Source organism: Acidovorax sp. CCYZU-2555 (assembly GCF_018413525.1).
Classification (GTDB): domain Bacteria; phylum Pseudomonadota; class Gammaproteobacteria; order Burkholderiales; family Burkholderiaceae_C; genus Comamonas.
In genome coordinates, this window is sequence record NZ_JAHCDD010000005.1 from 19986 (window position 1) to 42341 (window position 22356).

Consider the following 22356-nt stretch of genomic DNA (forward strand, 5'->3'; position numbering starts at 1 on the left):
CGCAAATACAAAAGTCAAAGTTATCTTTGAAAAAATCAGCATGAAGCTGATTTTTGAAACGCCCAAGACAAACAGCCACCCCGATAAATCGGCATTAAAAAAAGAACCCTATAGGTTCTTTTGGTTTGCTCAAAAAATCTGAAAAGCTATAGTGTATATAATAAATTTATTTTATAGCTTAAAATCGCTATCAATTTCTTCTTGGTTATCTTCGAAAACTTGCTTCAAAAATTCCATTTCAATTTTTTGATTCGTGTGAAAAATTGAGATGACTTTTAAAACTTCTTCTTGATTTATTGTCTTCCTGGTGCTCTTATTTGCTTTGCGTATTTTGCTCAATCCTTCCGTGCATTTACTTACGTAGCTTTGAGAAATTCCGCAAATCTCTGCTATATCACTTTGATTTAAAGTTAAATCATTCACGTATAAATTTATCGCTTTTCTAGATGCTTTTTCTAAAAATGCACGCCGATTTTCTGCTTTCTTTTTCCCACCTTTTCGACCATTGTCGCTACACATAGCTATATATTCACTTCTATCCATTTTTCACCTCTTTCTTTTTATATATATTCCAAATTATCAGATAAAAAGAAAAAATCAAGGTAAAAGATATTTTTATTTTCTGGCCTAAATAGTGTAAGTAAAAAAACCACCTGTTAAGGTGGTTGGTTTTTTACTCTTCACAGACAAATAGCTCATCTGCTTTTTCATCGTAGAAGAAATTTTCTACTCTTCTTAATTCGTCATTGTCATTTAATTTAAGAATATAAAAAAATCCTTTTGAGTTTTTTTGTTCTTTGTCGTAAAAATAGAAGTCTGTTAATTTTTGTAGCTGCATCATTTATCCTCTGTTTTATCCAGGATGTAAGCCCATAAAAATAACAATCCCAAAAATAATGCTACGCCAATATAAAAATCTTCACCCTTAAGGTCTTTTAAATAAAAGCCACCAATAAGAAAAACAATTGGGAATACAATCCATTTCCAAAAAAATCCATTCAGGATCAATGCGATAGAAAGTATCGCAGCAATCACGCCAAAAACAAACAAAAAACCAGTCATCATATTGAGCATCCTTTTTTAGTTATTATTCATGTAAGATAAAAATCAATATAAATCAACTAATCTTTATTCTCTTTGTGCCATCTGTATACTTAAGCTTCGCTTAAGCCCTTTCTTTTGGCTTCGCTTACCACACGATGGCCCAAAGTTTTACCCTACCCGTTTTTTGAAAAAACGGGTTTGGACTTTGAACCATCTGACGTTTTTCACATCTAGGCCACGAGAACAATTTTCACACCCCATTGGGCATTACTTAAGCTGTCTCTGTTTATCAGTGCGTAATGCTTTAACTACCTGTAGCGTGTCTGACTAGTCTTACGTGTTACTTTCTACAGTGTCCATTCTAGTAACTTGATTTATTATTCATCCCTCTAAAGAGCTTATATGCTTGAATAAATGGTATATAAACGAATCGTGAAACTCAATTGACGCATAATTTAAATACCAATAAAAAACCACTGCAACAAGCGTTTGCAGTGGTTGGGTAATCTTGACTTTTAGTTTAAGTATTCATATACTTGATTTAAAGAGGTTACTTAGCACGGCAATGCTGTTTAACTTGGGTAAGTAGTCTTGTAAACTGCTTACCCTTTTCTTTTTATCAGATGCTTTATTAAAGTCAAGACTTTTTCAATGAGAAATAATGTCTTTTAGTCACATCTGAGTTTTTATGACCAACATTCTTAAGCAAATCGCTTTGATTTATGATAGAGGTCGGCATCTTTTTAATGTTCTCTTCGAGCTTTCGCACACTAGAAATACCAAGTATTTCAGCGATTAGAAGAGAATTTTCTGCACCAATACGCTCTACAAAATTACTTATCGCTTCTTTGCGTAGCTTGTGGCTTGTAATGTCGCTAAAGCCGTGGTCTTTGAGCCATTTGGTATAAGAGCCATCGAACCCTAGCACGGTGTATTTAAACAGCCTGTCGCGGCTCTGGTGGCGTGGTATTGATTGAATTAGTTCCTTGGCTTCTTTAGTCAAAAAAACATTTCGAGGGGTAGTTTTTGTTTGCTCAAGCTCGATGTAATCACCATAGATTTGTGACCATTTCAGCAATACCACTTCAGAGCGTCGCATAGCAGTTAATAGCATTAACTCAATAATTCTTGAAAAATCTGGATTCTCGTGGGTATGAATTGCAGTTAAGAACTCTTGTTTTCTATTGTCTGTAAATCTGAATAATCGATTAGGGGATTTCTCTGCAAGTTTAAGTAAATCTCTGTCGTAATCTTTGGTAGGATTTTTGATTTTTTCAAAATCTGCACTTAAGTACTTTAATTTGTTGAAGACGTTGCTTATGTATGTAATTTCTCTTTGAATTGATACAGCTTTTATTCCCATCAAAGCTCTGGTTTGAATATATGAGTTGATGGTTCTAACGTCAATATCTTCGATATTTACACTGCCGAGTTTTGTATCTGTGTTATTGAATCCACCTTCAAAAACGATTTCCATTGACCCCCAAAACTCTTGTTTGACGTTCGTGTTCTTAATTGTTTTGAAGAAACTCAATGTATTATTGTAGTTTCTGAGTTTCATCTTCGATTCTGCTGTGTTATGCAGATATTTTTCAAGTAGAAATTTTTCGTACCTCGGCTTTACATAAACTTCTATATATTTTTCAATGCACTTTGAAAATGGTGGATTGGTAAAGTAGTTTTCAATAAATCGTTTTCGTTCATCAGTATCTATATCTTTTGATGAAACTTTAATACGAACTCTGTCCAACTTGAGCTTTGCTCTTTGTTCGTTCAAGAAGTTAAGAGCTTCTTCTACAGACGGAAACAGCTGGTCAACTACTATGTTCTTACGCTTCATCTGCACACGAAAAGCGATGACCTTCGAACCGTCCTTGTTGGATCTCTCAAGCTTTTGGATGCCACGGGGCAGAGTGATCATGTGAAATCTTCAAAAAATTTGTGAAATCTAGCGTTTTTATTGTGAAATTTTCGACTTCGAAACAGAGGCATTATGAATGAAATCAACAACTTAAGTCAAGAAACTATCTATCTTGGGGGAGGTTGCTTCTGGTGCACCGAAGCCGTGTTCGATCGCGTGCGCGGCGTGATGGACGTGCAAAGCGGCTATGCCAACGGCCATGTCAAGAACCCCAGCTACGAGCAGATCTGCGAAGGCACGACCGGTCACGCCGAAGTCGTGCGTCTGGTGTTCGACCCGCAGATCATCGGCCTGCGCCAGTTGCTGGAGATTTTCTTCGCGACGCACGATCCGACCACGCTCAACCGCCAGGGCAACGATGTGGGCACGCAATACCGCAGCGGCATCTACTTCCTGGATGCGCTGCAGGCCGAAGTGGCGCGCGGCGTGATCGCCGAGCTGGCGCCCGAGGCGGGCGGTCCCATCGTGACCGAAGTGCTGCCGCTGGAAAGCTACTGGCCCGCCGAAGACTACCACCAGGATTATTTCCGCCAGCACCCGGAGCAGGGCTACTGCGCGTTTGTCGTGAGCCCCAAGGTGCAGAAGTTTCGCAAGAGCTTCTCGCAGTGGATGAAACCCGACGCCTGACGAGCGCGTTCACCGGGCGTTAGGGCAAGCGTCCGGTATTTGTAAAAAATCTGGGAAAAACTGGGCATAATGCAACGCGGTTGCGTTAGTGCCTGTGCTTAGGTGCGCGCGGCAACCGAGATTTTCTGTTTATCTCCGCGCCCTCCATGCCCATCGCCAACGCTCCCCTGACCCTGCCTGCCGGAATGCGCTCCACGCGCGCCAGCCAGGCCGTGCTGGCGCTGTTTGCCGCGCGCCCTGACGCTGTGGTCAGCGAAGCCGATGTCGAGCGCAGCCTGCAGGTCCAGGGCATTGCCGTGAACCGCGTCACGGTCTACCGCCTGCTGAACAAGCTGCATGCGGCCGGTCTGCTGGAACGCAGTGTCGATGCCGACCGGATCGCGCGCTACATGCCGTGCGGCGCGGATGGCGCGGCGCAGGTGCCGCGTTTCGAATGCGACGGCTGCCACCAGCAGTTCCGCCTTGCGGGCCACCAGGCGCGCTTGCAGACCGCATTGCGCGCGCTGCGCCAGGAGTTGCAGGCCGCAGGCCACGAGGAACTGCGGCTGGACCTGGCCGTGCGCGGGCGCTGCGCCGGCTGTGTGCAGACGCCCGACGCCGTGTCCTGATGCGCTCCCCATTTCTGTTTTCACCTTCTCTGCCTGAAAGATCCGCCATGAACGTCCTGCGCACCGCCGCCCTGTTGTTTGCCGCCCTGAGCCTGTCGGTGCTGCCCGTGGCCCAGGCCCATGACCACGATGCCAAGGACAAGGACAAGCACACCGCGCAGGAGTTGAAGGTCGACATCGAGCGCCACCAGGCGATGGCCGCCGCGCACCAGGGCGCGGCCCAATGCCTGGCCGCGGGCAAGGCGCATGCGGTCTGCCAGAAGGAATTGCTGCAGGCCTGCAAGGGCCTGGCCATAGGCAAGTACTGCGGCATGCGCCACGCCCATTGAGCCGCCTGAACTGAACTGCGCAGCCGCTTCACCGCCCCGACCCCCATGCAGTCACCTCGCCCAGTTGCCCGCCCGCGCGCCGCTGCGCCCGCGCGCCTGCTGTGGTGGCTGGTGCTGGCGATGCTGCTCGCGCCCGCGCTGGGGCGCATTCACCAGGTGCTGCATCCGCCCGCGTGGCAGGGGCAGTCCACGGCGGGCCTTGTGCATGCGCATGCGCATTCGCAGACCGCGGCGGCGGTGCATTCCGGCGCGCGCCAAGCCGACGCCGACCCCTGGCTGCTGGCGCTGTTTGTCGGTCACAGCCACAGCGACTGCCAGCTGCACGACCAGCTCAATGCCTGGGCCAGCCCGCCCATACTCGCCCAGGCTCTGCCTGCGGCCTTGCTCCAGGAACCTCCACGCCATGTGGAAGGCAGAACCGCATTCGCCGGTTCGGCCGCTTTCTTCGATCCGCGCGCGCCGCCCGCCGCCGCCTGATCTTCGCGGCGCCCGTTTCGCGGCGCCGTATTCCCCGTTCCCCTGATTTTTCGCGCAGGCACCGACCTGCGCCGGCGTCGCGCGTTCCCGGTGTATTGCTTTGCCCCGGCGCGCCGCCATGCCTGTTTAGAAAGCGTTCCCATGCACCGCATCCAATCCCTCCGGGGTGAGTCTTTCACCTTTGCGCGCCCCACGCCGGTCGCCATCGCCTGCGCCACCCTGGCCGCCTGGGCTTTTTCGGGCCTGGCTTCGGCCCAGAGCGTGGCGCCGGCCGTGGCCGAGAACGCTTTGTCCGAAGTCACGGTCTCGGCCGGCGGCCTGGGCCAATCGGGCAGCGAGATGACCACGCCCGCGAGCGTGCTCGAAGGCCAGGAGCTGGTGCTGCGCCGCGAAGCCACGCTGGGCGAGACGCTCAGCGGCGAGCCGGGCATCCAGTCCAGCCATTTCGGTGCGGGCGCGAGCCGCCCCATCATTCGCGGAATGGACGGCCCGCGCGTCAAGATCCTCAGCGACGGCGCCGAGCTGCACGATGCCTCGTCGATCAGCCCCGACCATGCTGTCGCCATGGAGCCCATGCTTGCCACCCAGATCGAAGTGCTGCGCGGCCCTTCGGCGCTGATCCACGGCGGCGGCGCGATGGGCGGCGTGGTCAACATTCTCGACAACAAGATTCCCACCAAGATTCCTGAAAAGGGCTACGAAGGCAGCGCCGAAGTGCGCTATGGCAGCGGCGCGAAGGAGAAAGCCGGGGCGTTCTCGCTGACCGGCGGCGCAGGCCAGGTGGCGGTGCATGTCGAAGGCCTCAAGCGCGACGCGGATGACTACCGCGTGGGCAGCGGCTGGGCCGACGGCAAGCGCGTGGGCGGCAGCTTCAGCCGCGGCGACTCCGGCAGCCTGGGGCTGTCGTGGATTGGCACGCAGGGTTACCTGGGCGCGGCCTATACCCGCCAGGCAGCGCGCTACGGCCTGCCGGGCCACAGCCATGATTTCGAAGGCTGCCATACCCATGGCGATCACCTGCATTGCGGCAGCCACGATGGGCATGACCACGATGAACACGACCATGATCACGACCACGCGGAAAGCGAAGTGCCTGTGGTTGACATGGTCAGCGAGCGCGTGGACCTGCGCGGCGAGCTGCGTCAGCCGTTTGCGGGCGTGGCCGCCGTACGTTTGCGTGCCGGCGTCACCGACTACCGCCACGACGAGATCGAGGAGGGCGCGATTGCCACGACCTTCACCAACAAGGCGCACGATGCGCGCGTCGAAGTCGAGCACCTGCCGATTGGCGGGCTGCGCGGCGTGGTCGGCATGCAGACCACCAATCGCAAGTTCAGCGCGATCGGCGAGGAAGCCTATGTGCAGCCGACCGAAACGCGGCGCAACAGCCTGTTCATTCTCGAAGAGTACCGCTGGCAGGACTGGCGTTTCGAAGGCGCACTGCGCCACGAACGCCAGACCGCCGAAGCGCTGACTTCGGGCCTGGAGCGCAAGCACAGCGGCACTTCGGCGTCGCTGGGCGCGGTCTGGCAACTGGTGCCGGGCTACCAGCTCGCGACGTCTTTCACCCATTCGAGCCGTCTGCCCACTGTGGAAGAGCTCTACGCCCAGGGCTTGCACATGGCCACATCGACGTATGAGCGCGGCAATGCCGATCTGCAGCGCGAGAAGTCCAAGGCCTGGGACCTGTCGCTGCGCAAGACCGCCGGGCCTACGACGTTCAGCGTCAGCGCGTTCCAGCACCGCGTCAACAACTACATCTACGGTCGCACGCTCGACGAGCACGACGGCCTGCAACTGCTGCAGTACAGCCAGGCCGATGCGCGCTTCACGGGCCTCGAAGGCCAGGTGCGACAGCGCCTGGGCAGCCATTGGGGCGTGACGCTGTTCGGCGACACCGTGCGCGCACGGCTCGATGCCGGCGGCACCTTGCCGCGCATTCCTTCGGCACGTGTAGGCCTGCGCGTGGACGCGCGCTGGAACGGCTGGCAAGGCATGGCCGAGTGGGTGCAGGTGGGCAAGCAGAACCGCGTCGCGGAATTCGAGAGCACGACCGACGGCTACGGCATGCTGAACCTGTCGGCCAGCTACCAGATGCGCACTGCGGGCGGAACGCCCTGGCAGATCTATGTCAAGGGCCGCAACCTGACCGATCGCCTGGGCTATGCGCACACTTCGTTCATCAAGTCGGCTGCGCCGCTGATGGGGCGCAACATCACCGTGGGCGTGAAGATGGACTTCTAAGGGGTCCTGAAGTGCCGGTTTTGGCTTAACTGTATATCTGTACAGTTTGACGAAAAAGGCACTTACGACAGCCTTATGGGTTGCAGCGCATCGACGCAATGCTGCAGATGCGCGAGCGCGCGCACCTGCTCGACGCCTATGCGCTGCACCACTTCCGACGGCGCGACGCCCGCATGCAGCCAGTGCACGATGGCCGTGTTGCGCAGCACCTGCGGGCCCATGCGGGCCAGGGGCAGAACGCGGTCCTGGCCGGCCTGCTGGGCCAGCGCAATCGTTTTGGAGGCGATGTGGAACAGCGCGCGAATGGTCAGCGGCCCGCCCTTGCGCGACTCGAACAGCGGCGCGCGCGGGGCCGCGGGCGTGCCGCTTTTGCGCCGGAACGCGAGCCAGGCGCGCAGCGCGGACTGCGTGGCCGGGGGCAGGGCCAGGCAGCGGTTCTGCGCGGCGCGCGTTCCTTCTATTTGAATGAAAGACGGCTTGTCGTTGGCGGCCATCTCGGCCTGGCGCGCATTGCGCAGCGATCCCAGCGTCAACAGCCGCACTTCCTCGGGCGCAAGCGCGAGGTCATACAGCAGGCGCAATACCGCGTGGTCTCGCGCACCTTGCAGATCATCGCTGCCGGGAAAATGGCGGGGCAGGGCCTGCCACAGTGCAGGCGGCAGCATATGGCCCGTGGGTTGCTCGGGGGCAGGGCGTTCCATGGGATGCAAAGCCTGAACGGGGTTGTACGCTACCCATTCCTGCAGTAATGCATGCGCGTAGATGCGATCGAGCAGGCGCCAGTAGCGCCGGCGCGTGACTTCGCTGATCTGGCGCCCGGGCTGGTGGTGGGCGCGCTGGCCAGGGCGTATCTGCAGAAAGCGCACGACATCTTCAGGCGTGGCTTCGTGCCAGGCCTTGCTGAAAGCAGCAGTGCGGTGCCCGGCGCGCGGCTTTTCTGCAGAAGTGGGAGCTTGACTCTGCAGATGAAGAACCCAGGCATTCCACACCAGCGCATAGCCGCTGGCCGGCAACTCGGCGTCGGGCGTTTCATCTTCGGCGCGGCCGAGCTCGGCCTGCTGCCAATGCACGAAGACCGCCGTCGCATCGGGCAGCGCTGCAGGTCGCGCGGATTGGCTTGCGGGGTGCGTGAGCTGTTCATTTCTCATTCATTGAATGTAACTTACATGAAGTGGTTAATGGCTAGATTTCAACGAAAAAGAAAAAATGCCATGCGCAAGCGCATGGACCACATAAATTGGATGGGCATGTTCCATGCCCATAAGTCATCAAGGAGCGAGGCGTTCCCGGGTCCATTCGCCGTTGTCCAGGCGGTAGCGCAGACGGTCGTGAAGACGGCTCTTGCGGCCCTGCCAGAATTCGAAGCGTTCGGGCACGAGACGGAAACCGCCCCAGTGCGGCGGCCGGGGAGGGGACAGCAGGAATTGCGCGCCATAGCGCGCCGCGTTGGCGACCAGCACGCCGCGCCCGGAAATCACCTGGCTTTGCGGGCTGGCCCAGGCGCCTATGCGCGAGTCGAGCGGGCGGCTCTGGAAATAGGCATCGCTTTGCTCGGCGCTGACTTTCTCCACCCGGCCTTCGATGCGCACCACGCGTTCGAGATCGACCCAGTGAAACTGCAGCGCCGCGAACGGATTGGCTTCGAGTTCACGGCCCTTGCGGCTGTCGTAGTTGGTGTACCAGACGATGCCGCGCTCGTCATAGCCCTTGATCAGCACGATGCGCGTGCTGGGGCGCTGGTCGGCGCCCACGGTGGCCAGCGTCATCGCATTGGGCTCGGGCACCTGGGCATTCACTGCCTCCTGCAGCCATTGGTCGAACTGCTGCATGGGATTGGCGTGCGAAGCGTCTTCGCTGAGTTCCGCGCGCTCGTAACTTTTGCGCAGATCGGCAATGGAAGAGGAAATTTGGCTCATGCCGCCATTGTGGAGCATGGCGGCATGCTGGATCGACACAGCCGCGAAGGCTGTGCCGTTTCAGGCGGCGCGCAGAGGGTCTGCGTTCGATCCCGCGGCATGCGCGCGGGAATTCTCCTGGATGAGCTCAATCTTGTAGCCATCCGGGTCGGTGACGAATGCGATCACCGTGCTGCCGCCCTTGACCGGACCGGCTTCGCGCGTCACATTGCCGCCCGCGGCCTTGATCTTCTCGCAGGCCGCGTAGGCATCGGCCACGCCCAGCGCCACATGGCCGTAGGCCGTGCCCAGGTCATAGCTTTCCGTGCCCCAGTTGTAGGTCAGCTCGATCTCGGCCTGGCCGGGATTGCCGCCGTCATAGCCCAGAAACGCCAGCGAATACTTGTATTCGCTGTTTTCAGACTTGCGCAGCAGTTGCATGCCCAGCACATTGGTGTAGAAATCAATCGAGCGTTGAAGGTTGCCAACGCGCAGCATCGTGTGTAGGAATCTCATGCGTTCGATTGTGCCGCGAGATAAAGCCCTGTGCACCGACCTGAGCGTTGGCGTTGCTCTACCAGCCCCTGACAACGAGGGCCAGCGCCGCCACTGCCAGGCTCGCGCCCGCCAGGCGCAGCAGGTGGCGCGGAACATAGGCCAGTATCCAGCCCGTCACAATCGCGCCGACGGTCAGTACGCCGAACCAGGCCGTGGCAGCGACCGCGCCGCTCCAGCCCGAAGCCAGGCAGGCGGCCAGCGACAGGCTGAGCAGGGCGATTCCCGCCAGGCGCCAGGCCACGCTGGCTTTCGCCGCCAGCGTGCGGCCAAAGACCTGATCCTGGTGGCGCTCCATGGCAAGACTCAGGGCGGTGAAGGCGGGCAGGGCCAGGGCCCCGGCAATCCAGGCACTCATGCTTGTTTCTCCGGTGACTGCGCCACGGGGCGCGGAATGCGCATGCCTGCTCCGCTGGCATTGCGCTGGGGTGCGGCAAGGGCCGCCGATGCGCCCAGCTTCCAGGCCGCGAAGCCGTGCAGTACTGCCAGCGCGAGCACCACCAGATCAAAGCCGGCGATGCCCCACTGGCCTCGCAGCATGGCGGCAGGAAGGGCCACGCCGCCCGTGGCCGCGTTCAGCAGCGGCAGCGCGGCAAAGGCGATGGCCGCGATCCACAACTGCTCCAGCCAGGCGCGCCGGTGCGGGCGCAGCATCGCATGCAGCAGGCAAAGCCCCCAGACGGCAAAGAAACAGCGGATCTCCGTGTCGGCGCGCTGGGCGATGTCCACGGGTACCAGTCGATTGGCCCAGAAATAAGCGGCCGTGGCGACCGACAGACCGCCGATGGCGGCGATGTTCAGCACTTCGACCAGCCGGTGACCGCGCGGCGTACGGCCCAGCTTGCGGCGTTCGGGCAGGCGCTTGACGACCCACAGCACCATGCCCGAACCCGCCATCACGGTGCCGATCAAGCCCGAAAGAAACAGCAGCCAGCGCACTGCCGGGTCGGCAAACCGTCCCAGATGGATGCCCATGACCGCGCCGGAGACGGCCTGTGCGGCCGAGGTGGCACGCGCTTCGGGCGGGGTGCGCGGCGCTCCGGTGACGCCGTCGAACAGCAGCCGCTCGCCGCCGCCGCGCACCAGCGCGCGTGCGCCTTGTTCGCGCAACTCGATGGTCGCGCCCGGCGTGCCGGGGCGCTGCACCACGATGCTGCCCACGCCGCGGTCCGGCCAGCGCGCCTGGGCCGTTTCCATCAACGGAGTGATGGCCGTCAACTGCGCGGGCTCGGCGGCCTGCGCCCGACCGCCGCGCGGCCCGCCTTCGCGTTCGCCCGCACCGGCAGCGGGGCAGCCGCGGCTTTCGGCGAAGTACTTCTGCGTATCGCCGTTGTAGACCGCATCTATACCCCAGGGCATCAGCATGAACATCAGCAGCAACAGGCCGCTGAAGGTGATGATGATGTGGAATGGCAAGGCCAGCACCGCCGTGGCGTTGTGCGCGTCAAGCCATGAACGCTGACCCTTGCGCGGGCGGAACGTGAAGAACTCGGTGAAGATCTTCTTGTGCGTGATCACGCCGCTGATGATCGCGACGAACATGAACATTGTGGCGATGCCGACGATCCAGCGGCCCCAGACGCGGGGCATGGCGTACAGCTCGAAGTGGAAGCGGTAGAGAAAGCTGCCGCCGCGGGTTTCACGCGGGTGCAGCACTTCGCCCGTGCCGGCATCGAGTTGCACGCGCTGGTTCCCCGCGCGCCCCGCAGCCGCGCCCGGCTTGCGCCAGCTTGCCTCGACCGCGGTCTGGCGTTCGCCGGGCAGATTGATGGTCCAGGTCGAGGCATCGGGCGCGAGCTTTTGCATCGTCGCCACGGCGAGCGCGGCGGTCTGCGGGCCGGGCACCGATTGGTGCAGCTCCGGCCGCATCCAGTCGGTGATTTCGTCGAGAAAATAGCTCAGCGTGCCCGTGAAGAACACCGCATAGAGCAGCCAGCCCAACAGCAGGCCGCTCCAGGTGTGCAGCCATGACATGGACTGTCGCAGTCCTTCGGGTTTGCCATCGGGCCTCATGCGCCGGCTCCTCGCAGTGCATGGGCCAGAGCGCCCAGCAGCGCCGCGGGAATGGCTATGCCCAGCCACGCGCGCCGCGCATTGGCGCAGCCGAAAGCCCACAGGGCGGCGACGGCATGGGCGATGAAAGCGAGCATGGTCGCCCAGAGGACCGCGTCGACCGAACTGCTGCCGGAGCGGGCCAGCGCCAGTCCCACGCCCGCGGCGATCGCCGAAGACAGGGCATAGCCGCCGAATGCCGCCGCCAGCGCGCGCGAGGCGACGGCACAACGGTAACGGCCCATGGCGACTGCAGCCTTCTTGGGCCGCAGGCCCGGCTCTGGAATGGAAGCAACATCACTCATTGCAAACCCGCGCATGCTGCCGGAGGCAAAGGGCACATACGCGCGCAGGGCTGCGCGCATCCAGTGGAAATGGAACGTTCATGTTATGTATTGAATGCGAATAAGTCTCAATATATTACTTTCTCGTCATGTTTTTTTGAACGGGATGTAAAGTTGGGGAACTTTACCGAATGGGTATGCATGGTCGTGCGCTGCATCGGACGCAAAAAACGGCTTGCGCAGGCTTTCATGTGAGTTATTCAATGTAACTTACATGTGGTCTTGTTCTCGGCGGCGCGCCGAGAAACGTTGTTGCTCAAGTCTAGTTGCCCATGCTTCGCCTTTTCAGCCAGCGCAGCAGCCCGGTGATGCACAGCAGTGCCACACACAGTCCGCTCAGACCGATGGCCAGGCGTCCCGAAATGCCCAGGGATTTGCCGGAGTGCAAGGGGTACATCCAGACCAGAAACCGGTCCATCGGGGTGCCGCTCAGGTAGCCGAAGCGCCCCAGCAGCTCCCCCGTCTGGTCGTCGATGAAGACCTGCTCGTAGCGCACGCGCAAGGCTTGTTCGCGCATGCCGTGCTCCTTGAAGGCCACACGGTACGCGCCACGCGGCGCCAGGTGTCCCATGTACCAGGGCGCATAGTCCTGCGTTGCCTCGGGCAGCAATCTGCGCGCGGCGCTCAGCGCCTGTTCGGGCGTGAGCACCGATGCGGCGGGGCGTGGAGAATCCAGATGCGGCAGGCCCGCAATAGGGTGGGGCGAAATGGCACCGAACAGACTGGCAACCGGCTTGAAGACTTCATTGCCCAGGTTGAGGTAGATGCCTGTGAAGGCCGTGCACAGGGCAAAAGGCAATACCCAAAGCCCCATGGCGCGGTGCAGATCGTTCACAAACCGAAAGCCTTTGCTCCCGGCCTTCACTTGCCATGCCGGCTTCCAGCGGCTCCAGAACTGGGACCAGCGTGCGGGCAGCGTCAGCACCAGGCCGCTGATCGACAGGAAGAGCCACAGGACGGCCATGGTGCCCAGCAGCTGATTGCCGATTCTGCCCGGCAGGGTCAGTGTGCGGTGGAAGCGGTTGATCCAGGGCAGCAAGTGGGCGCGATCCCATCGCCACCCGCCCCATTGGCGCGCCCCGAGCACCCGGCCGGAAGACGGGTCGACGAACAGGCGATCGAAACCGAGCGCGGCCGTGCTGCCCTCCCGTGCCTGCACATGCATTTCGCTGGCTTGACCCAGTCTGGTGTCCAGCGGCAGCTGTGTGACACGCAGGCGTGGGTCCTGGGTTTGGATGCGCGCAATCAGCGCATCCAGCGGCAGCGCCGGCTGTGCGTTGCCGGTGCGAAACAGCGCGGGGTTCAGCGCCGCGTCCAGTTCATGCTCGAAGGCGATGATGCTGCCCGTGACGCTGCACGCCAGAAGAAGAATCGCGATGACCAGGCCGCACCAGCGGTGCAGCCTGCGCAGCAGGGCGCGCATCGCGTATCACCAGGTGTGGGCGTAGCTGACCCTGAGCACCGTACCCGCTGCGGGCAGACGGCTGGTGTTGTTATTGCTGCGCAGCAACTGGCTGTAGAGCGGGAAGTAGCTCCGGTTGAAGAGGTTTTCCACTCCCAGCGATACGCGGTTTTTCGGGTCGATTTTCCATTGGCTGATCAAATCCACGGTGGTGTAGCCGCTGGTGTCATAGCGGCCGAAGCTCGTCTTGCCATCCAGACGGTAGTCCTTGGCCGCATAGGACGTGGCCTGGATACGGTGACTCCAGCGGGCATTGGGCCGGTACTCCACATACGCGCTGAGCTTCAGCGGAGGAATGCGAAAGCCCGTCATGCCCTGGTATCCGTTGGCCGTTTGCGGAAGTTCGCGCCCCTTCATCCAGGTGAAGCTGCCGCCGGTGCTCCAATGGTCGTCATCGCTGTAATAGTCCAGGCCACCTTCCAGGCCATGGATCTTCTCCTTGGTACGCAGCAGCGTGAGCCCGTTGTTGAAGCTCTGCACCGCGCCGAGATCGGATTGTGACTGGAAGCCGCCGAAGTTGGCCATCACGTTGGAGAACTTTCCGCGCCAGCCGATTTCAACGGTGTTGGTCTTGACCGCTTGCAGGTTGGAGTTGCCGATGTTGAAGCCCAGGGTCGCGTTGCGCACCACTACACCGATGTCGGGCAGTTCAAAGCCCTGGCTATAGGACGCGTAGATTTCCTGGCCCTTGGTCGGCGTGAAAACGCTGCCAAGGTTGTAGGTCCAGGCGTCGTACTTGACGGTACCACCGGCCACCGACTGGGGGCTGGGCACTCTCGATTGGGACAGCGGCGTGAAGTCGTTGAAGCTCGCCTGTGCCCGGTCATAGCGCGCACCACCCTCTACCGACCATTGGTCGTTGAATTTGTGCTGCAACTGGGCAAAGGCGCCAAGGCTGCCCGTCGTCACAGGAGGCATGTAAATCAGGCGACCGACCTTCTGAAAAGCCAGCCCCCCCGTGGCGTCATAGACCTTGGGGTCGAAAATGTCTATGGGCATATCGGTGCGCTCATGGTTGAAGTCGGCGCCCGAGATCAGCAACGTGTTCTTCTCCTTGCCCAGCGGCGTCTTGAGGGTCAGACGCCCACCGAAGACATCGGAGTTCTGCATCGACTGGTCGACATTGGCGCCGCGCACCGGGACCGCGCGGGCGTCGAACGGTGCAAAGCGCGTATGGAAGTCGCGGTAGTAGAGCTGGGCGGCCAGCGTGCTGCCAGCGAGGTCGCGGTTCTCGTAGTCGAGCCCCAGCATGGTGTTCTTGATCTGGTTCTGATCGGCCAGCACCAGGCCCTTGATGGGTCTTGCCGCCGCCGAGCCCGCAGGCAGGCGCGCCACCGAAGGATCGGAAGCGTAGTCGGTGTCCTGGTTGGCGTTGTAGTGGCTCGCCGAAAGCTGCAGTCGCTGGTTGGTATCGAGCTTGAAACCGATCTTGGCCGATGCGTTGTACACATTGGAGTCAAAAAGATCGCCCTGGCTGGGTTCCGGTGCAATGCGATTGCCCTTCGCATCGAATGAACCTCCGACATGCTTTGCACCCAGGCTCACCGAGTAGTCGACGACGTCGCCGCCGCCAGACAGATAGTGCTGCACTTCGCCGCCGATTCCCGCGCCTTTGGGCTTGTAGAGCGGGGAGGAGCCCGTCACGATGGTTTCGGCCTTGGTCTCGCCCGACGGGCGCTTGGTGCGCACGGAGACGATGCCGCCGGCCGCACCGCTGCCGTAGATGGCGCTGCTGCCGCGCAACACCTCGATTTGTTCGACATCCGCTGGGTTGATGTTGGCGAGGTTTCTCGACGAATCGCGATTGGTGTTCAACGGAATGCCGTCGACCAGGATCAGCATGTTGCGCCCGCGCAGGGTCTGACCATAGTCCGTGATGGTATGGCTGGAGTCCGCCATGCCTGGCACGACTTTGCTGAGCATGGTGGCCAGGCTGTCCGAACCTTGCCGCAGTTGCTCTATTTCATCGCTTTCGAGAATGCTGACCTGGCGCGAGGGCGCCACGAGGTTGTTCTGTGTGCGTGCGGTCACCGTGACCGTGGCCAGATCCGATGCCTCCCGTGCGGAGTTCGAAGCCGGCACGGGCGCGGACCGGGTTTCCACGACGTAGTTGCCAGGACTCACCCGGCGCACGCCAAACCCGGTGTTTTCGAGCAGGTACGCAAAACCTTCATCCACGGAGAATTGTCCAGACAAGCCGCGCGCGTTCATCCCGCCGAGCTGCTTCAAGTCCACGCTGAGGTTGACACCCGCCTGCGCGGCAAAGGCCATCACCGCCGGGCCCAGCGGTCCAGCCGCAACTTGGTAGGACTTTTGCGCGCTGTGGGCGGCCGGACCGGCGGCCTGCGCTGCCGGCGATTGCAGAAGCATCGCCGTGGTGAGGGTGAGGGCGGCCAGGGCCGTGGCGCGCAATGGGCTGGTGTGCATGTCGTTTGATTCCCGTAGCTGTCAAAAAGATGGACTTCACAAGCCATGACAGGCGAGAGCAAAAAACCGGACAGCGATGGAGAAAAAATTTCAGCGACGCGCGAGCGTGACCCAGTAGCGGGTGCGCTGGTGCGCACGCACCGGCAAGGTCTGCTCCAGCAGCGCCAGGATGCTGTCGGTGTCGCGCAGTTGGTAGGTGCCCGAAACGCGCAGATCCGCCACGTCGGCGTCGCAACGCAGAATGCCTTGCCGATAACGCCCGACCTCTGCGAGGAAATCTTGCAGACGCATGTTTTGTGCATAGAGCACGCTCTGTGTCCAGGCATCCGACTGGAGCGCGGACGCGACGCCCGGACTGGTGCCATTGCCATCGAAACGCAACTGCTCTCCTGCGTTCACGACCACCGGCGTGGGGACGGATGCCGGGGTGACGCGCACCGCGCCTTCGAGCACCGAGAGGGTGGTGCCGTTCTCGTGCTTGCGCACCACGAACCGTGTGCCTAGCGCCTGCATCTGGCCGTCCTTGGTCTCCACGATGAAAGGCTGGCGCGCAAACTCCGGTGCGTGCGATGTTTCTATGAGAATTTCGCCCGCGTGCTGGCGTATGCGCCGTGCCTCACGGTCCATGCGAACGCTGATGGCCGAGGCCGTATTGAGTTGCACCCGGCTGCCATCGGCCAGCGTGAACGTGCGCAGCTCGCCCGTGGCCGTGCGGTAGTCGGCCGTCCAGCTGCGCCAAGGCAGGTGCTGGTAGGTGAACCATCCCAGCGCAGGAGTGGTGACGACCAAGGCTGCTGCGCGCAAAAGCTGGCGACGCGAGTTCGAAGGGCGAGGGCGCGTCAGAACGGCCATGCCCATTGCCGCGGGCAAACCGCTCATCTGGCTTTGCAATTGCTGCGCACGCTGCCAAACATGTTCATGCTGACTGCTCTGGCCGCGCCAACGGGCCAAGGCCGCCTGCTCGACTTCACTGAAGTCCGACGCATGTCGGCGGGCCAGCCAATGCGCGGCTTCGTCGAGGATGCGTGGATCGGCAACGCGCATGCTCAGGCCTCGAGCATCACCCGCAGGCACTGGCGAAAGCCCTGTGCCATGTAGCGGGTCACGGTGCGCACGCTCAATTGCATATGTGCAGCGATCTCTTCGTAAGACATGCCTTCCAGCTGCGACATGAGAAATGCCATGCGGACCTTGGGTGGCAAGGCATCGAGCAGCGCGTCCAGTTCCTGCAATGTCTCCAGCAGAATGGCGCGTGCTTCGACGGACAGCACCGAAGCTTGCGGCAGCAGATGCAACGAGGCGAGATAAGCCTGTTCCAGCGATCGACGTTCGAGATGATTGACCAGCAAGCGCTTGGCCACGGTCGTCAGATAGGCCCTGGGCTCGCGTATTTCCGCGATGGCGTCCGTCTTTGCGCTGGCCCAGATGCGCGTGAAAGTGTCCTGGGCAAGATCCGCTGCATCGCCGCGATTGCCGAGCTTGCGCTGCAGCCACGCGACCAGCCAATGATTGTGCTGCACGTACATGCTGCCCAGCGCAAGACTGGCGGCGTCGTCGGTCGATGGGGTCACGGGACTTTTCTCGAAATGTCGATAAGTTGCAGCATTCTATACAACTGATATGCATTCTCATTTGAGCGTCTTTCAGGGCACTGTGCCTCGAAAACATGGTGGTAGATACGATGTATATTATGTTAAGTATCATTCCGACAGAGCATCGCCATGAACTGCCAGCCCCCCGCCGTCACCACGCAGATTGCTGCTTTCGGGGCCCGAGTGTTTGCGTGAACTCCAGCGTGCCGATGGCGCGCCACTCCCGATCTGCCGTGACCCCTATCGCTTGAACCAGATCCAGGCGATCAGCAAGGCCAGAAAGATTCCCAGCTTGATCCAGTTGCCGCGCCATGCGTTGGCGTGCTTGCGGCGCGAGACGTCATGTTCGCTCACTCGAAAATCGGCGCGCTCGACGTAGCCAGTCTTCTTGCGGATTTTGTCTCTGTAGTAGTCGCGGGTATCAATGGCCATAGCGCGCAATCCTAACGCGCAAGTTCCAGATGCTATTCGTGCCCGCTCGACAACTGTGCTAATTTGCGGCGCATGGACTCGATAAAACTTGCAATGCAATGGGCCGCGAGTCACCCGTGGATGCTGCTGGGCTTGCTCATCGGCGTGGGTGTCGCGATACGCTTGGCGGGCACAAGACGCGCATATCGGCGTGGCCGCGTCTCTGCGGCGCCGCTGCTGCGATCGCCACGCGAGCAACGGCGTTTTTCCCACCTGAGTACGGTCTACTCACCCAAAAGCTACCGGCGCGAAAGAACGCCCAAGAAATAACCGTGCTGAAAGTTACGATTTGTGACGAATAGCCGTTTCATGCGAGACTGCCCTCACAAGGGAGGAAATCATGAAAACATTGCTATTTGTCATCGTTCTGGCCGTTCTGGCATGGGTGTATTTCACCAAGATCGCCAAAAAAGGCGCAGCGCCGGGCGCGGATGAAAAAGGAAACTCCGCAGAGCAACCCCGACGCAGGCAACTGCTTTCGGAGCGTGAACAAGCCATGCACAACCGGCTTTCGCATGCGCTTCCCGAGTTGGTGGTGCTGGCCCAGGTAAGCTTCAGTGCGCTGCTGACCGCCAGGGCCTATGCCGCGCGCAACACGTTCGATCGCAAGACCGCGGATTTCGTGGTGTGCGACAAGGCTTTCCAGGTGCTGGCCGTGATCGAGCTGGACGACGCCAGCCACAAGGGGAAAACCGACAAGGATGCAGCGCGCGATGCCATGTTGGTCGCTGCCGGATACCGTGTGCTGCGCTATCCGAATATTCCGGATATCGACCGCGTGCGCGGTGATTTCATTCCCGCTGCGCAGAGCCAGCCTGTGCCGGCGGCATAGAAGCGATTCAAACCCGGCGCTGCGTCCAGCGGTCCGCGACCGCCGCCAGATCCGCGCGCGTATCGGTATCCGCCAACATACCCCAGTCATCGAGCGCCAGGACATGCAGCTGGGCCTGCGCGGCCCGCACGATGCTCTGGGCACCGGTATCGCCCGTCAACTGCAGCAGCTGCGCCTTCCATGCCGCGGAAAAACCGACGGGATGCCCCCATCGGCCCTCGACCTGCGGCCGAACCACCCCGCCCTGCGCCTGCAGTGCCTGGGCCACGGCACGCAGGCTGCCGGGTGCGACCGCCGGCAGATCGCCGGGCAGTATCAACCAGCCGCTGGCATCGGGCGACAGCGCCACGCCGCGCGCGATCGAATGGCCCATGCCGGCGCTGTGCCAATGCGGTCCGTTCTCGACGAGCACCGCGCGCAGGCCGCTGGCGGCGACGGCGGCGAGCGTGTGTTCGAGCACGCTGCGCCCATGCAGCTGCGCCTGCAGTTTGCCGGTCTGTGCGCCTGAAGCGCGAAAGCGCTGGCCCTGGCCCGCGGCGAGAACCACCACCACGGGATTATTGTTGTCGTTGCTGCTGTGCATCGCGGGCATTGTAGAAAGGTCTGACACGCTCGATGTGGGCCAGCGCAAGCCCTCTCAGCGAAATTCTGCGGGAATTTCATAGGCCGAGCTGCGTCCGCCCGCGGCTGCCTTGACGAGCATACCTGCATCCACCAGCGCGGTGATGTCGCGCAAGGCGGTGTCGTCCGAAGTCTTGGCGATGGCCGCCCATTTCTTGGCCGTCAGCTTGCCTTCGAAGTCTTCGAACAGGCGGTTGAGCACCTTTTGCTGGCGCGCGTTGAGCGCCACATGCGCAAACTTGCTCCAATACGCGTTGCGCTGCTGGCTGATGCCAACGCCCGCCAAGGCATGCTCGACTGCCAGGCGTACGCTGCGCAGAAACCACTGCAGCCAGGCCGTGACGTTCATGCTGCCCTGCTGTGTCTGTTCCAGAATCTGGTAATAGGCTTCGCGTTCGCGCTGGATCTGAGCGGCGAGACTGTAGTAGCGCTGCGGGCTGGCATCGGCGCGGGCCAGGAACAGATCTCCCACTGCGCGTGCGACGCGGCCGTTGCCATCCTCGAAGGGGTGCAGTGTCACGAACCACAGGTGGGCCAGCCCCGCCTTGACCAGTGGATGGTGGCTGGTATCGGTGTTGGCCCAGTCGACAAATCGTGCCATCTCCGCCGTGAGCTGGTCCGCCGCGGGCGCTTCAAAGTGCACCAGCTCACGGCCGACTCTCCCCGACACGACTTGCATGGGGCCTTGCTCATCCTTGCGCCACTCGCCGGGCTGTATGCGCTGCAAGCCGCTATAGCCCGTGGGGAACAATGCGGCATGCCAGGCAAAAAGTCGCTCCTGGCTCAAGGGCTGGGCGCAGCCGGCCGTGGCATCGAGCACCATGTCTACCACGCCTTCGGCGTTGCGGTCGGCCGCCACTACTGCGCCGGCATCCACGCCGAGGCGGCGGGCAACTGAAGAGCGCACGGATTGCGGTGGAAAATGCTCGCCCTCTATGGCGCTGGTCTTGAGAACGTCGGAGGTCAAAGCGTCGACTTCCATGCGTTCACGCACGGCCAGGCCCAACTGCGACAACGCGCCAAACAGTTTTCCTTGCGCCATCGCGACTTCGGTCAGAGGCGCAGCGAGCGCACCGATGTCGTAGCGCCACTGTGGCCATTCGGGCAACTGCCAGATATAGGTGCGGGGTTCGGTGACCATAGGTTTGCGGTGATTAGAGCGCCTATTCTCCGCATTTTTGCGGAGAATAGGTGGCATATTCTCCGCAAAACCACAGAACGTCCACGCAACGAGCACCTTGGGTGCCTGCGCTGTGGCGCGTATCGTCGCCCATCAACGCCTTCTTGCTATCGCGTCGGACCCTCCGTCTGCTGCGCATAACCCAGGCAGGCGCCCGCGTTGGGACGGCCCCGGCATTCGCGCAGCAGGCGCTTTTCGCGCTGGGCCGTGGTTTCGGCGCGGCCCTGGGTCTTGGCCTGGGGTTTGTCGCGCGTCATATGGCAATGGAAGTCTTTTTTCTTCGAGTGATGGCAGCCGCTGGCGTCCAGCCCGCCGGGTGTGGCCTGGGCCAGGCTGGCGAGCAGATACAGCAAGGGGAAGACAAAGGCCCGCATGGCGATGCTCCTGAGAAGCCGCCAGCCTAGACCGGCGCCAGGGCATTTGCAACGATAGGCAGTACACGCGACCGGGAAACGCCCTCGCCTGCCTTGAGCACCTAACAAAACCCTTGAGACGTCGTTGCGTTGCCTTGCCGTGCTACTCGCACTGTCTGCGGCAACGCGCCTAGTCTCAACCGCAAATCTTCGATTTGCTGGGTTCTGTTAGCTGCTCTAAGCGTGGCTTACTTGCGCGGCAGATTGCGCGCGCGCTGCGACAGACCGCGCCGCTGCAGCGACGGACTGCCCGAGCGCGGCGCTGCCTTGGCGGCGGCTGCCGGTGCGCTCGCCGATTGCGTGGCCAGCAGCAAGGCCTTGAGATCGGTCACGCGTTCCTGCGCGGCCTGGGCCGATTGCTGCGCGCCCAGCAGCTGGGTGCGCGCCTGCAACAGTTCTTCTTCGAGGTGCTGCTGGCGGCTTTGCCATTCGGCCAACCGGGCTTCCGATTTGCGCTCTTGCTCCGCCTGGGTTTTCTTGGCGCTGGTGACTTCCTGGCGCGCGCGGTCGAGGTCGGTCAGCATGCGGCGCTCGTTGCCGGCGAACTGTTCTGCCAGGCGCTGGCGCTCCTGGGCCGCGGCCTGCAGCTCTTCGCTGTGCTCCTTGCGTTCGAGTTCGCGCGCCTTGGTCTGGGCGGCGATTTCGGCGCGCAGGCTGCCCAGCTGGGCTTCGCGGTCCTGGGCCAGCTGCTGCATTTCATCGAGGCGGCGCGACAGCTCCTGGGCCTGGCCCTGGGCCAGCTTCATGGCTTCGTCCATGGCCTGCTTTTGCTGGTGCAGCGCTTTTTCCCGCTGCGCCATGTGCTCCAGGTCGGCTTCGTGCGACAGGCGACTGGCCTGCAGCGCGTTTTCGCGCTCTTCCAGCGTCTTTTGCGCCGCGGCAACGGCTTGCTGCGTGGCGCTGTTCCACAGCTCCTGCGCCAGGCGCAGAACGTTTTCGGGAACGCCGTCCTGCACGTCCGACTGGGCCACGCCCAGGCGCTGGCCCAGCGTGGCGAACCAGGATTCGAGCATGGGGCTCACGGTATTGGGCGAGCCGCGGCCTATCTGCTGGCGCACGCGCTCGATCGTCGGGCGCAGGCCCTGGGCGAGCAAGGCGTCGGCCGCGGCCCAGACATCGGCTTCCTGCACGCCGCGCGTGACTTTTGGTGGGTTCATCTTCGCATCCTGATAGGATTAGTATCGATAATAGATTGTTATCGCGATCTATCAATTATATATGTATTATATGATATGTATTACATATTAAATAATACAAAAATA

General features: G+C 60.3%; 25 protein-coding genes. 6 read left to right on the forward strand and 19 right to left on the reverse strand.

What is annotated here, in order from left to right; genetic code table 11:
• Positions 1-171: 171 nt before the first annotated feature.
• The 4 genes from KHY18_RS02765 to KHY18_RS02780 all read right to left on the reverse strand — a co-directional run bounded on the left by KHY18_RS02765 (position 172) and on the right by KHY18_RS02780 (position 2965).
• Positions 172-543: a hypothetical protein gene (locus tag KHY18_RS02765; protein WP_213294085.1), complete on the reverse strand. Its 372-nt coding sequence runs from the start codon at positions 541-543 to the stop codon at positions 172-174.
• 130 nt (positions 544-673) lie between these two features.
• On the reverse strand, positions 674-838 hold the full coding sequence (locus tag KHY18_RS02770; RefSeq protein ID WP_213294087.1) for a hypothetical protein: 165 nt from the start codon (positions 836-838) through the stop codon (positions 674-676).
• Positions 838-1065 (reverse strand): hypothetical protein, encoded by a 228-nt coding sequence (locus tag KHY18_RS02775; RefSeq protein ID WP_213294090.1) that lies wholly within the window; start codon positions 1063-1065, stop codon positions 838-840. The genes KHY18_RS02770 and KHY18_RS02775 overlap by 1 nt, the downstream gene beginning before the upstream one ends.
• Positions 1066-1681: 616 nt before the next feature.
• A complete protein-coding gene (locus KHY18_RS02780; RefSeq protein WP_213294093.1) occupies positions 1682-2965 on the reverse strand; it encodes a site-specific integrase in 1284 nt (427 codons plus the stop codon).
• A gap of 72 nt (positions 2966-3037) precedes the next feature.
• Here KHY18_RS02780 and msrA point away from each other — a divergent pair, with 72 nt between their 5' ends.
• From msrA to KHY18_RS02805, 5 genes are all read left to right on the forward strand, one after another.
• Positions 3038-3592 carry a peptide-methionine (S)-S-oxide reductase MsrA gene (gene msrA, locus KHY18_RS02785; RefSeq protein WP_213294095.1) on the forward strand — a complete coding sequence of 185 codons (555 nt, stop codon included), beginning with the start codon at positions 3038-3040 and terminating at the stop codon, positions 3590-3592.
• A 146-nt stretch (positions 3593-3738) separates the two neighbouring features.
• Positions 3739-4200: a Fur family transcriptional regulator gene (locus KHY18_RS02790; protein WP_349630238.1), complete on the forward strand. Its 462-nt coding sequence runs from the start codon at positions 3739-3741 to the stop codon at positions 4198-4200.
• Positions 4201-4247: 47 nt separating this feature from the next.
• Positions 4248-4529, forward strand: a complete 282-nt coding sequence (locus tag KHY18_RS02795) for a hypothetical protein (protein ID WP_249728869.1) — start codon at positions 4248-4250, stop codon at positions 4527-4529.
• Between the two features lie 45 nt (positions 4530-4574).
• Positions 4575-5006 carry a hypothetical protein gene (locus KHY18_RS02800; protein ID WP_213294097.1) on the forward strand — a complete coding sequence of 144 codons (432 nt, stop codon included), beginning with the start codon at positions 4575-4577 and terminating at the stop codon, positions 5004-5006.
• 141 nt (positions 5007-5147) lie between these two features.
• Positions 5148-7250, forward strand: coding sequence for a TonB-dependent receptor domain-containing protein (locus KHY18_RS02805; RefSeq protein ID WP_213294098.1), 2103 nt, complete (start codon positions 5148-5150; stop codon positions 7248-7250).
• Between the two features lie 62 nt (positions 7251-7312).
• On the opposite strand, the gene KHY18_RS02810 is transcribed toward KHY18_RS02805, so the two are convergent.
• The 11 genes from KHY18_RS02810 to KHY18_RS02860 all read right to left on the reverse strand — a co-directional run bounded on the left by KHY18_RS02810 (position 7313) and on the right by KHY18_RS02860 (position 18009).
• Positions 7313-8398, reverse strand: a complete 1086-nt coding sequence (locus KHY18_RS02810) for a tyrosine-type recombinase/integrase (RefSeq protein ID WP_213294100.1) — start codon at positions 8396-8398, stop codon at positions 7313-7315.
• Between the two features lie 120 nt (positions 8399-8518).
• Entirely contained in the window at positions 8519-9166 is a 648-nt protein-coding gene (pdxH, locus tag KHY18_RS02815; protein WP_213294102.1) for a pyridoxamine 5'-phosphate oxidase, read from the reverse strand.
• A 60-nt stretch (positions 9167-9226) separates the two neighbouring features.
• Positions 9227-9661 (reverse strand): lactoylglutathione lyase, encoded by a 435-nt coding sequence (gloA, locus tag KHY18_RS02820; protein ID WP_213294104.1) that lies wholly within the window; start codon positions 9659-9661, stop codon positions 9227-9229.
• A gap of 58 nt (positions 9662-9719) precedes the next feature.
• Complete coding sequence (locus KHY18_RS02825) at positions 9720-10058, reverse strand: DUF3325 domain-containing protein (RefSeq protein WP_213294106.1); 339 nt, start codon at positions 10056-10058, stop codon at positions 9720-9722.
• Positions 10055-11713 (reverse strand): PepSY-associated TM helix domain-containing protein, encoded by a 1659-nt coding sequence (locus KHY18_RS02830; protein ID WP_213294108.1) that lies wholly within the window; start codon positions 11711-11713, stop codon positions 10055-10057. Before KHY18_RS02830 ends, KHY18_RS02825 begins: the two co-directional genes overlap by 4 nt.
• On the reverse strand, positions 11710-12057 hold the full coding sequence (locus tag KHY18_RS02835; protein ID WP_502768147.1) for a DUF3649 domain-containing protein: 348 nt from the start codon (positions 12055-12057) through the stop codon (positions 11710-11712). The genes KHY18_RS02830 and KHY18_RS02835 overlap by 4 nt, the downstream gene beginning before the upstream one ends.
• A 301-nt stretch (positions 12058-12358) precedes the next feature.
• Positions 12359-13519 carry a PepSY-associated TM helix domain-containing protein gene (locus KHY18_RS02840; protein WP_213294110.1) on the reverse strand — a complete coding sequence of 387 codons (1161 nt, stop codon included), beginning with the start codon at positions 13517-13519 and terminating at the stop codon, positions 12359-12361.
• Positions 13520-13525: 6 nt separating this feature from the next.
• Positions 13526-15928: a TonB-dependent receptor gene (locus KHY18_RS02845; RefSeq protein ID WP_502768171.1), complete on the reverse strand. Its 2403-nt coding sequence runs from the start codon at positions 15926-15928 to the stop codon at positions 13526-13528.
• A gap of 147 nt (positions 15929-16075) precedes the next feature.
• A complete protein-coding gene (locus KHY18_RS02850) occupies positions 16076-17029 on the reverse strand; it encodes a FecR domain-containing protein (protein ID WP_213294113.1) in 954 nt (317 codons plus the stop codon).
• Positions 17030-17031: 2 nt separating this feature from the next.
• Entirely contained in the window at positions 17032-17511 is a 480-nt protein-coding gene (locus tag KHY18_RS02855; RefSeq protein ID WP_213294262.1) for a sigma-70 family RNA polymerase sigma factor, read from the reverse strand.
• 306 nt (positions 17512-17817) lie between these two features.
• The gene (locus KHY18_RS02860) at positions 17818-18009 is read right to left on the reverse strand and encodes a hypothetical protein (protein ID WP_213294115.1); all 192 of its coding nucleotides are present in this window, start codon (positions 18007-18009) and stop codon (positions 17818-17820) included.
• 379 nt (positions 18010-18388) lie between these two features.
• Between KHY18_RS02860 and KHY18_RS02865 the strand changes: the two genes are divergently transcribed.
• Positions 18389-18880, forward strand: coding sequence for a DUF2726 domain-containing protein (locus KHY18_RS02865; protein ID WP_213294117.1), 492 nt, complete (start codon positions 18389-18391; stop codon positions 18878-18880).
• Positions 18881-18887: 7 nt separating this feature from the next.
• On the opposite strand, the gene KHY18_RS02870 is transcribed toward KHY18_RS02865, so the two are convergent.
• From KHY18_RS02870 to KHY18_RS02885, 4 genes are all read right to left on the reverse strand, one after another.
• A complete protein-coding gene (locus KHY18_RS02870; RefSeq protein ID WP_213294120.1) occupies positions 18888-19463 on the reverse strand; it encodes a nucleotidyltransferase family protein in 576 nt (191 codons plus the stop codon).
• 54 nt (positions 19464-19517) lie between these two features.
• Positions 19518-20642 (reverse strand): Fic family protein, encoded by a 1125-nt coding sequence (locus tag KHY18_RS02875; RefSeq protein ID WP_213294122.1) that lies wholly within the window; start codon positions 20640-20642, stop codon positions 19518-19520.
• 146 nt (positions 20643-20788) lie between these two features.
• Entirely contained in the window at positions 20789-21055 is a 267-nt protein-coding gene (locus KHY18_RS02880; RefSeq protein WP_213294265.1) for a hypothetical protein, read from the reverse strand.
• A 227-nt stretch (positions 21056-21282) separates the two neighbouring features.
• Entirely contained in the window at positions 21283-22251 is a 969-nt protein-coding gene (locus tag KHY18_RS02885; RefSeq protein WP_213294124.1) for a DNA-binding protein, read from the reverse strand.
• Positions 22252-22356: the final 105 nt, after the last annotated feature.

Excerpts from the sequence above, each read along its gene's own strand:
- KHY18_RS02780 (WP_213294093.1), bottom strand. The coding sequence starts at position 2,965 with ATGATCACTCTGCCCCGTGGCATCCAAAAGCTTGAGAGATCCAACAAG.
- KHY18_RS02885 (WP_213294124.1), bottom strand. The coding sequence starts at position 22,251 with ATGAACCCACCAAAAGTCACGCGCGGCGTGCAGGAAGCCGATGTCTGG.
- KHY18_RS02865 (WP_213294117.1), top strand. The coding sequence starts at position 18,389 with ATGAAAACATTGCTATTTGTCATCGTTCTGGCCGTTCTGGCATGGGTG.
- KHY18_RS02765 (WP_213294085.1), bottom strand. The coding sequence starts at position 543 with ATGGATAGAAGTGAATATATAGCTATGTGTAGCGACAATGGTCGAAAA.
- KHY18_RS02850 (WP_213294113.1), bottom strand. The coding sequence starts at position 17,029 with ATGCGCGTTGCCGATCCACGCATCCTCGACGAAGCCGCGCATTGGCTG.
- KHY18_RS02810 (WP_213294100.1), bottom strand. The coding sequence starts at position 8,398 with ATGAGAAATGAACAGCTCACGCACCCCGCAAGCCAATCCGCGCGACCT.
- pdxH (WP_213294102.1), bottom strand. The coding sequence starts at position 9,166 with ATGAGCCAAATTTCCTCTTCCATTGCCGATCTGCGCAAAAGTTACGAG.
- KHY18_RS02845 (WP_502768171.1), bottom strand. The coding sequence starts at position 15,928 with ATGCTTCTGCAATCGCCGGCAGCGCAGGCCGCCGGTCCGGCCGCCCAC.
- KHY18_RS02775 (WP_213294090.1), bottom strand. The coding sequence starts at position 1,065 with ATGATGACTGGTTTTTTGTTTGTTTTTGGCGTGATTGCTGCGATACTT.
- KHY18_RS02795 (WP_249728869.1), top strand. The coding sequence starts at position 4,248 with ATGAACGTCCTGCGCACCGCCGCCCTGTTGTTTGCCGCCCTGAGCCTG.
- KHY18_RS02800 (WP_213294097.1), top strand. The coding sequence starts at position 4,575 with ATGCAGTCACCTCGCCCAGTTGCCCGCCCGCGCGCCGCTGCGCCCGCG.
- KHY18_RS02830 (WP_213294108.1), bottom strand. The coding sequence starts at position 11,713 with ATGAGGCCCGATGGCAAACCCGAAGGACTGCGACAGTCCATGTCATGG.
- KHY18_RS02770 (WP_213294087.1), bottom strand. The coding sequence starts at position 838 with ATGCAGCTACAAAAATTAACAGACTTCTATTTTTACGACAAAGAACAA.
- KHY18_RS02880 (WP_213294265.1), bottom strand. The coding sequence starts at position 21,055 with ATGCGGGCCTTTGTCTTCCCCTTGCTGTATCTGCTCGCCAGCCTGGCC.
- KHY18_RS02870 (WP_213294120.1), bottom strand. The coding sequence starts at position 19,463 with ATGCACAGCAGCAACGACAACAATAATCCCGTGGTGGTGGTTCTCGCC.
- KHY18_RS02855 (WP_213294262.1), bottom strand. The coding sequence starts at position 17,511 with ATGTACGTGCAGCACAATCATTGGCTGGTCGCGTGGCTGCAGCGCAAG.
- KHY18_RS02825 (WP_213294106.1), bottom strand. The coding sequence starts at position 10,058 with ATGAGTGCCTGGATTGCCGGGGCCCTGGCCCTGCCCGCCTTCACCGCC.
- KHY18_RS02840 (WP_213294110.1), bottom strand. The coding sequence starts at position 13,519 with ATGCGCGCCCTGCTGCGCAGGCTGCACCGCTGGTGCGGCCTGGTCATC.
- KHY18_RS02835 (WP_502768147.1), bottom strand. The coding sequence starts at position 12,057 with ATGAGTGATGTTGCTTCCATTCCAGAGCCGGGCCTGCGGCCCAAGAAG.
- KHY18_RS02805 (WP_213294098.1), top strand. The coding sequence starts at position 5,148 with ATGCACCGCATCCAATCCCTCCGGGGTGAGTCTTTCACCTTTGCGCGC.
- KHY18_RS02875 (WP_213294122.1), bottom strand. The coding sequence starts at position 20,642 with ATGGTCACCGAACCCCGCACCTATATCTGGCAGTTGCCCGAATGGCCA.
- gloA (WP_213294104.1), bottom strand. The coding sequence starts at position 9,661 with ATGAGATTCCTACACACGATGCTGCGCGTTGGCAACCTTCAACGCTCG.
- KHY18_RS02860 (WP_213294115.1), bottom strand. The coding sequence starts at position 18,009 with ATGGCCATTGATACCCGCGACTACTACAGAGACAAAATCCGCAAGAAG.
- msrA (WP_213294095.1), top strand. The coding sequence starts at position 3,038 with ATGAATGAAATCAACAACTTAAGTCAAGAAACTATCTATCTTGGGGGA.
- KHY18_RS02790 (WP_349630238.1), top strand. The coding sequence starts at position 3,739 with ATGCCCATCGCCAACGCTCCCCTGACCCTGCCTGCCGGAATGCGCTCC.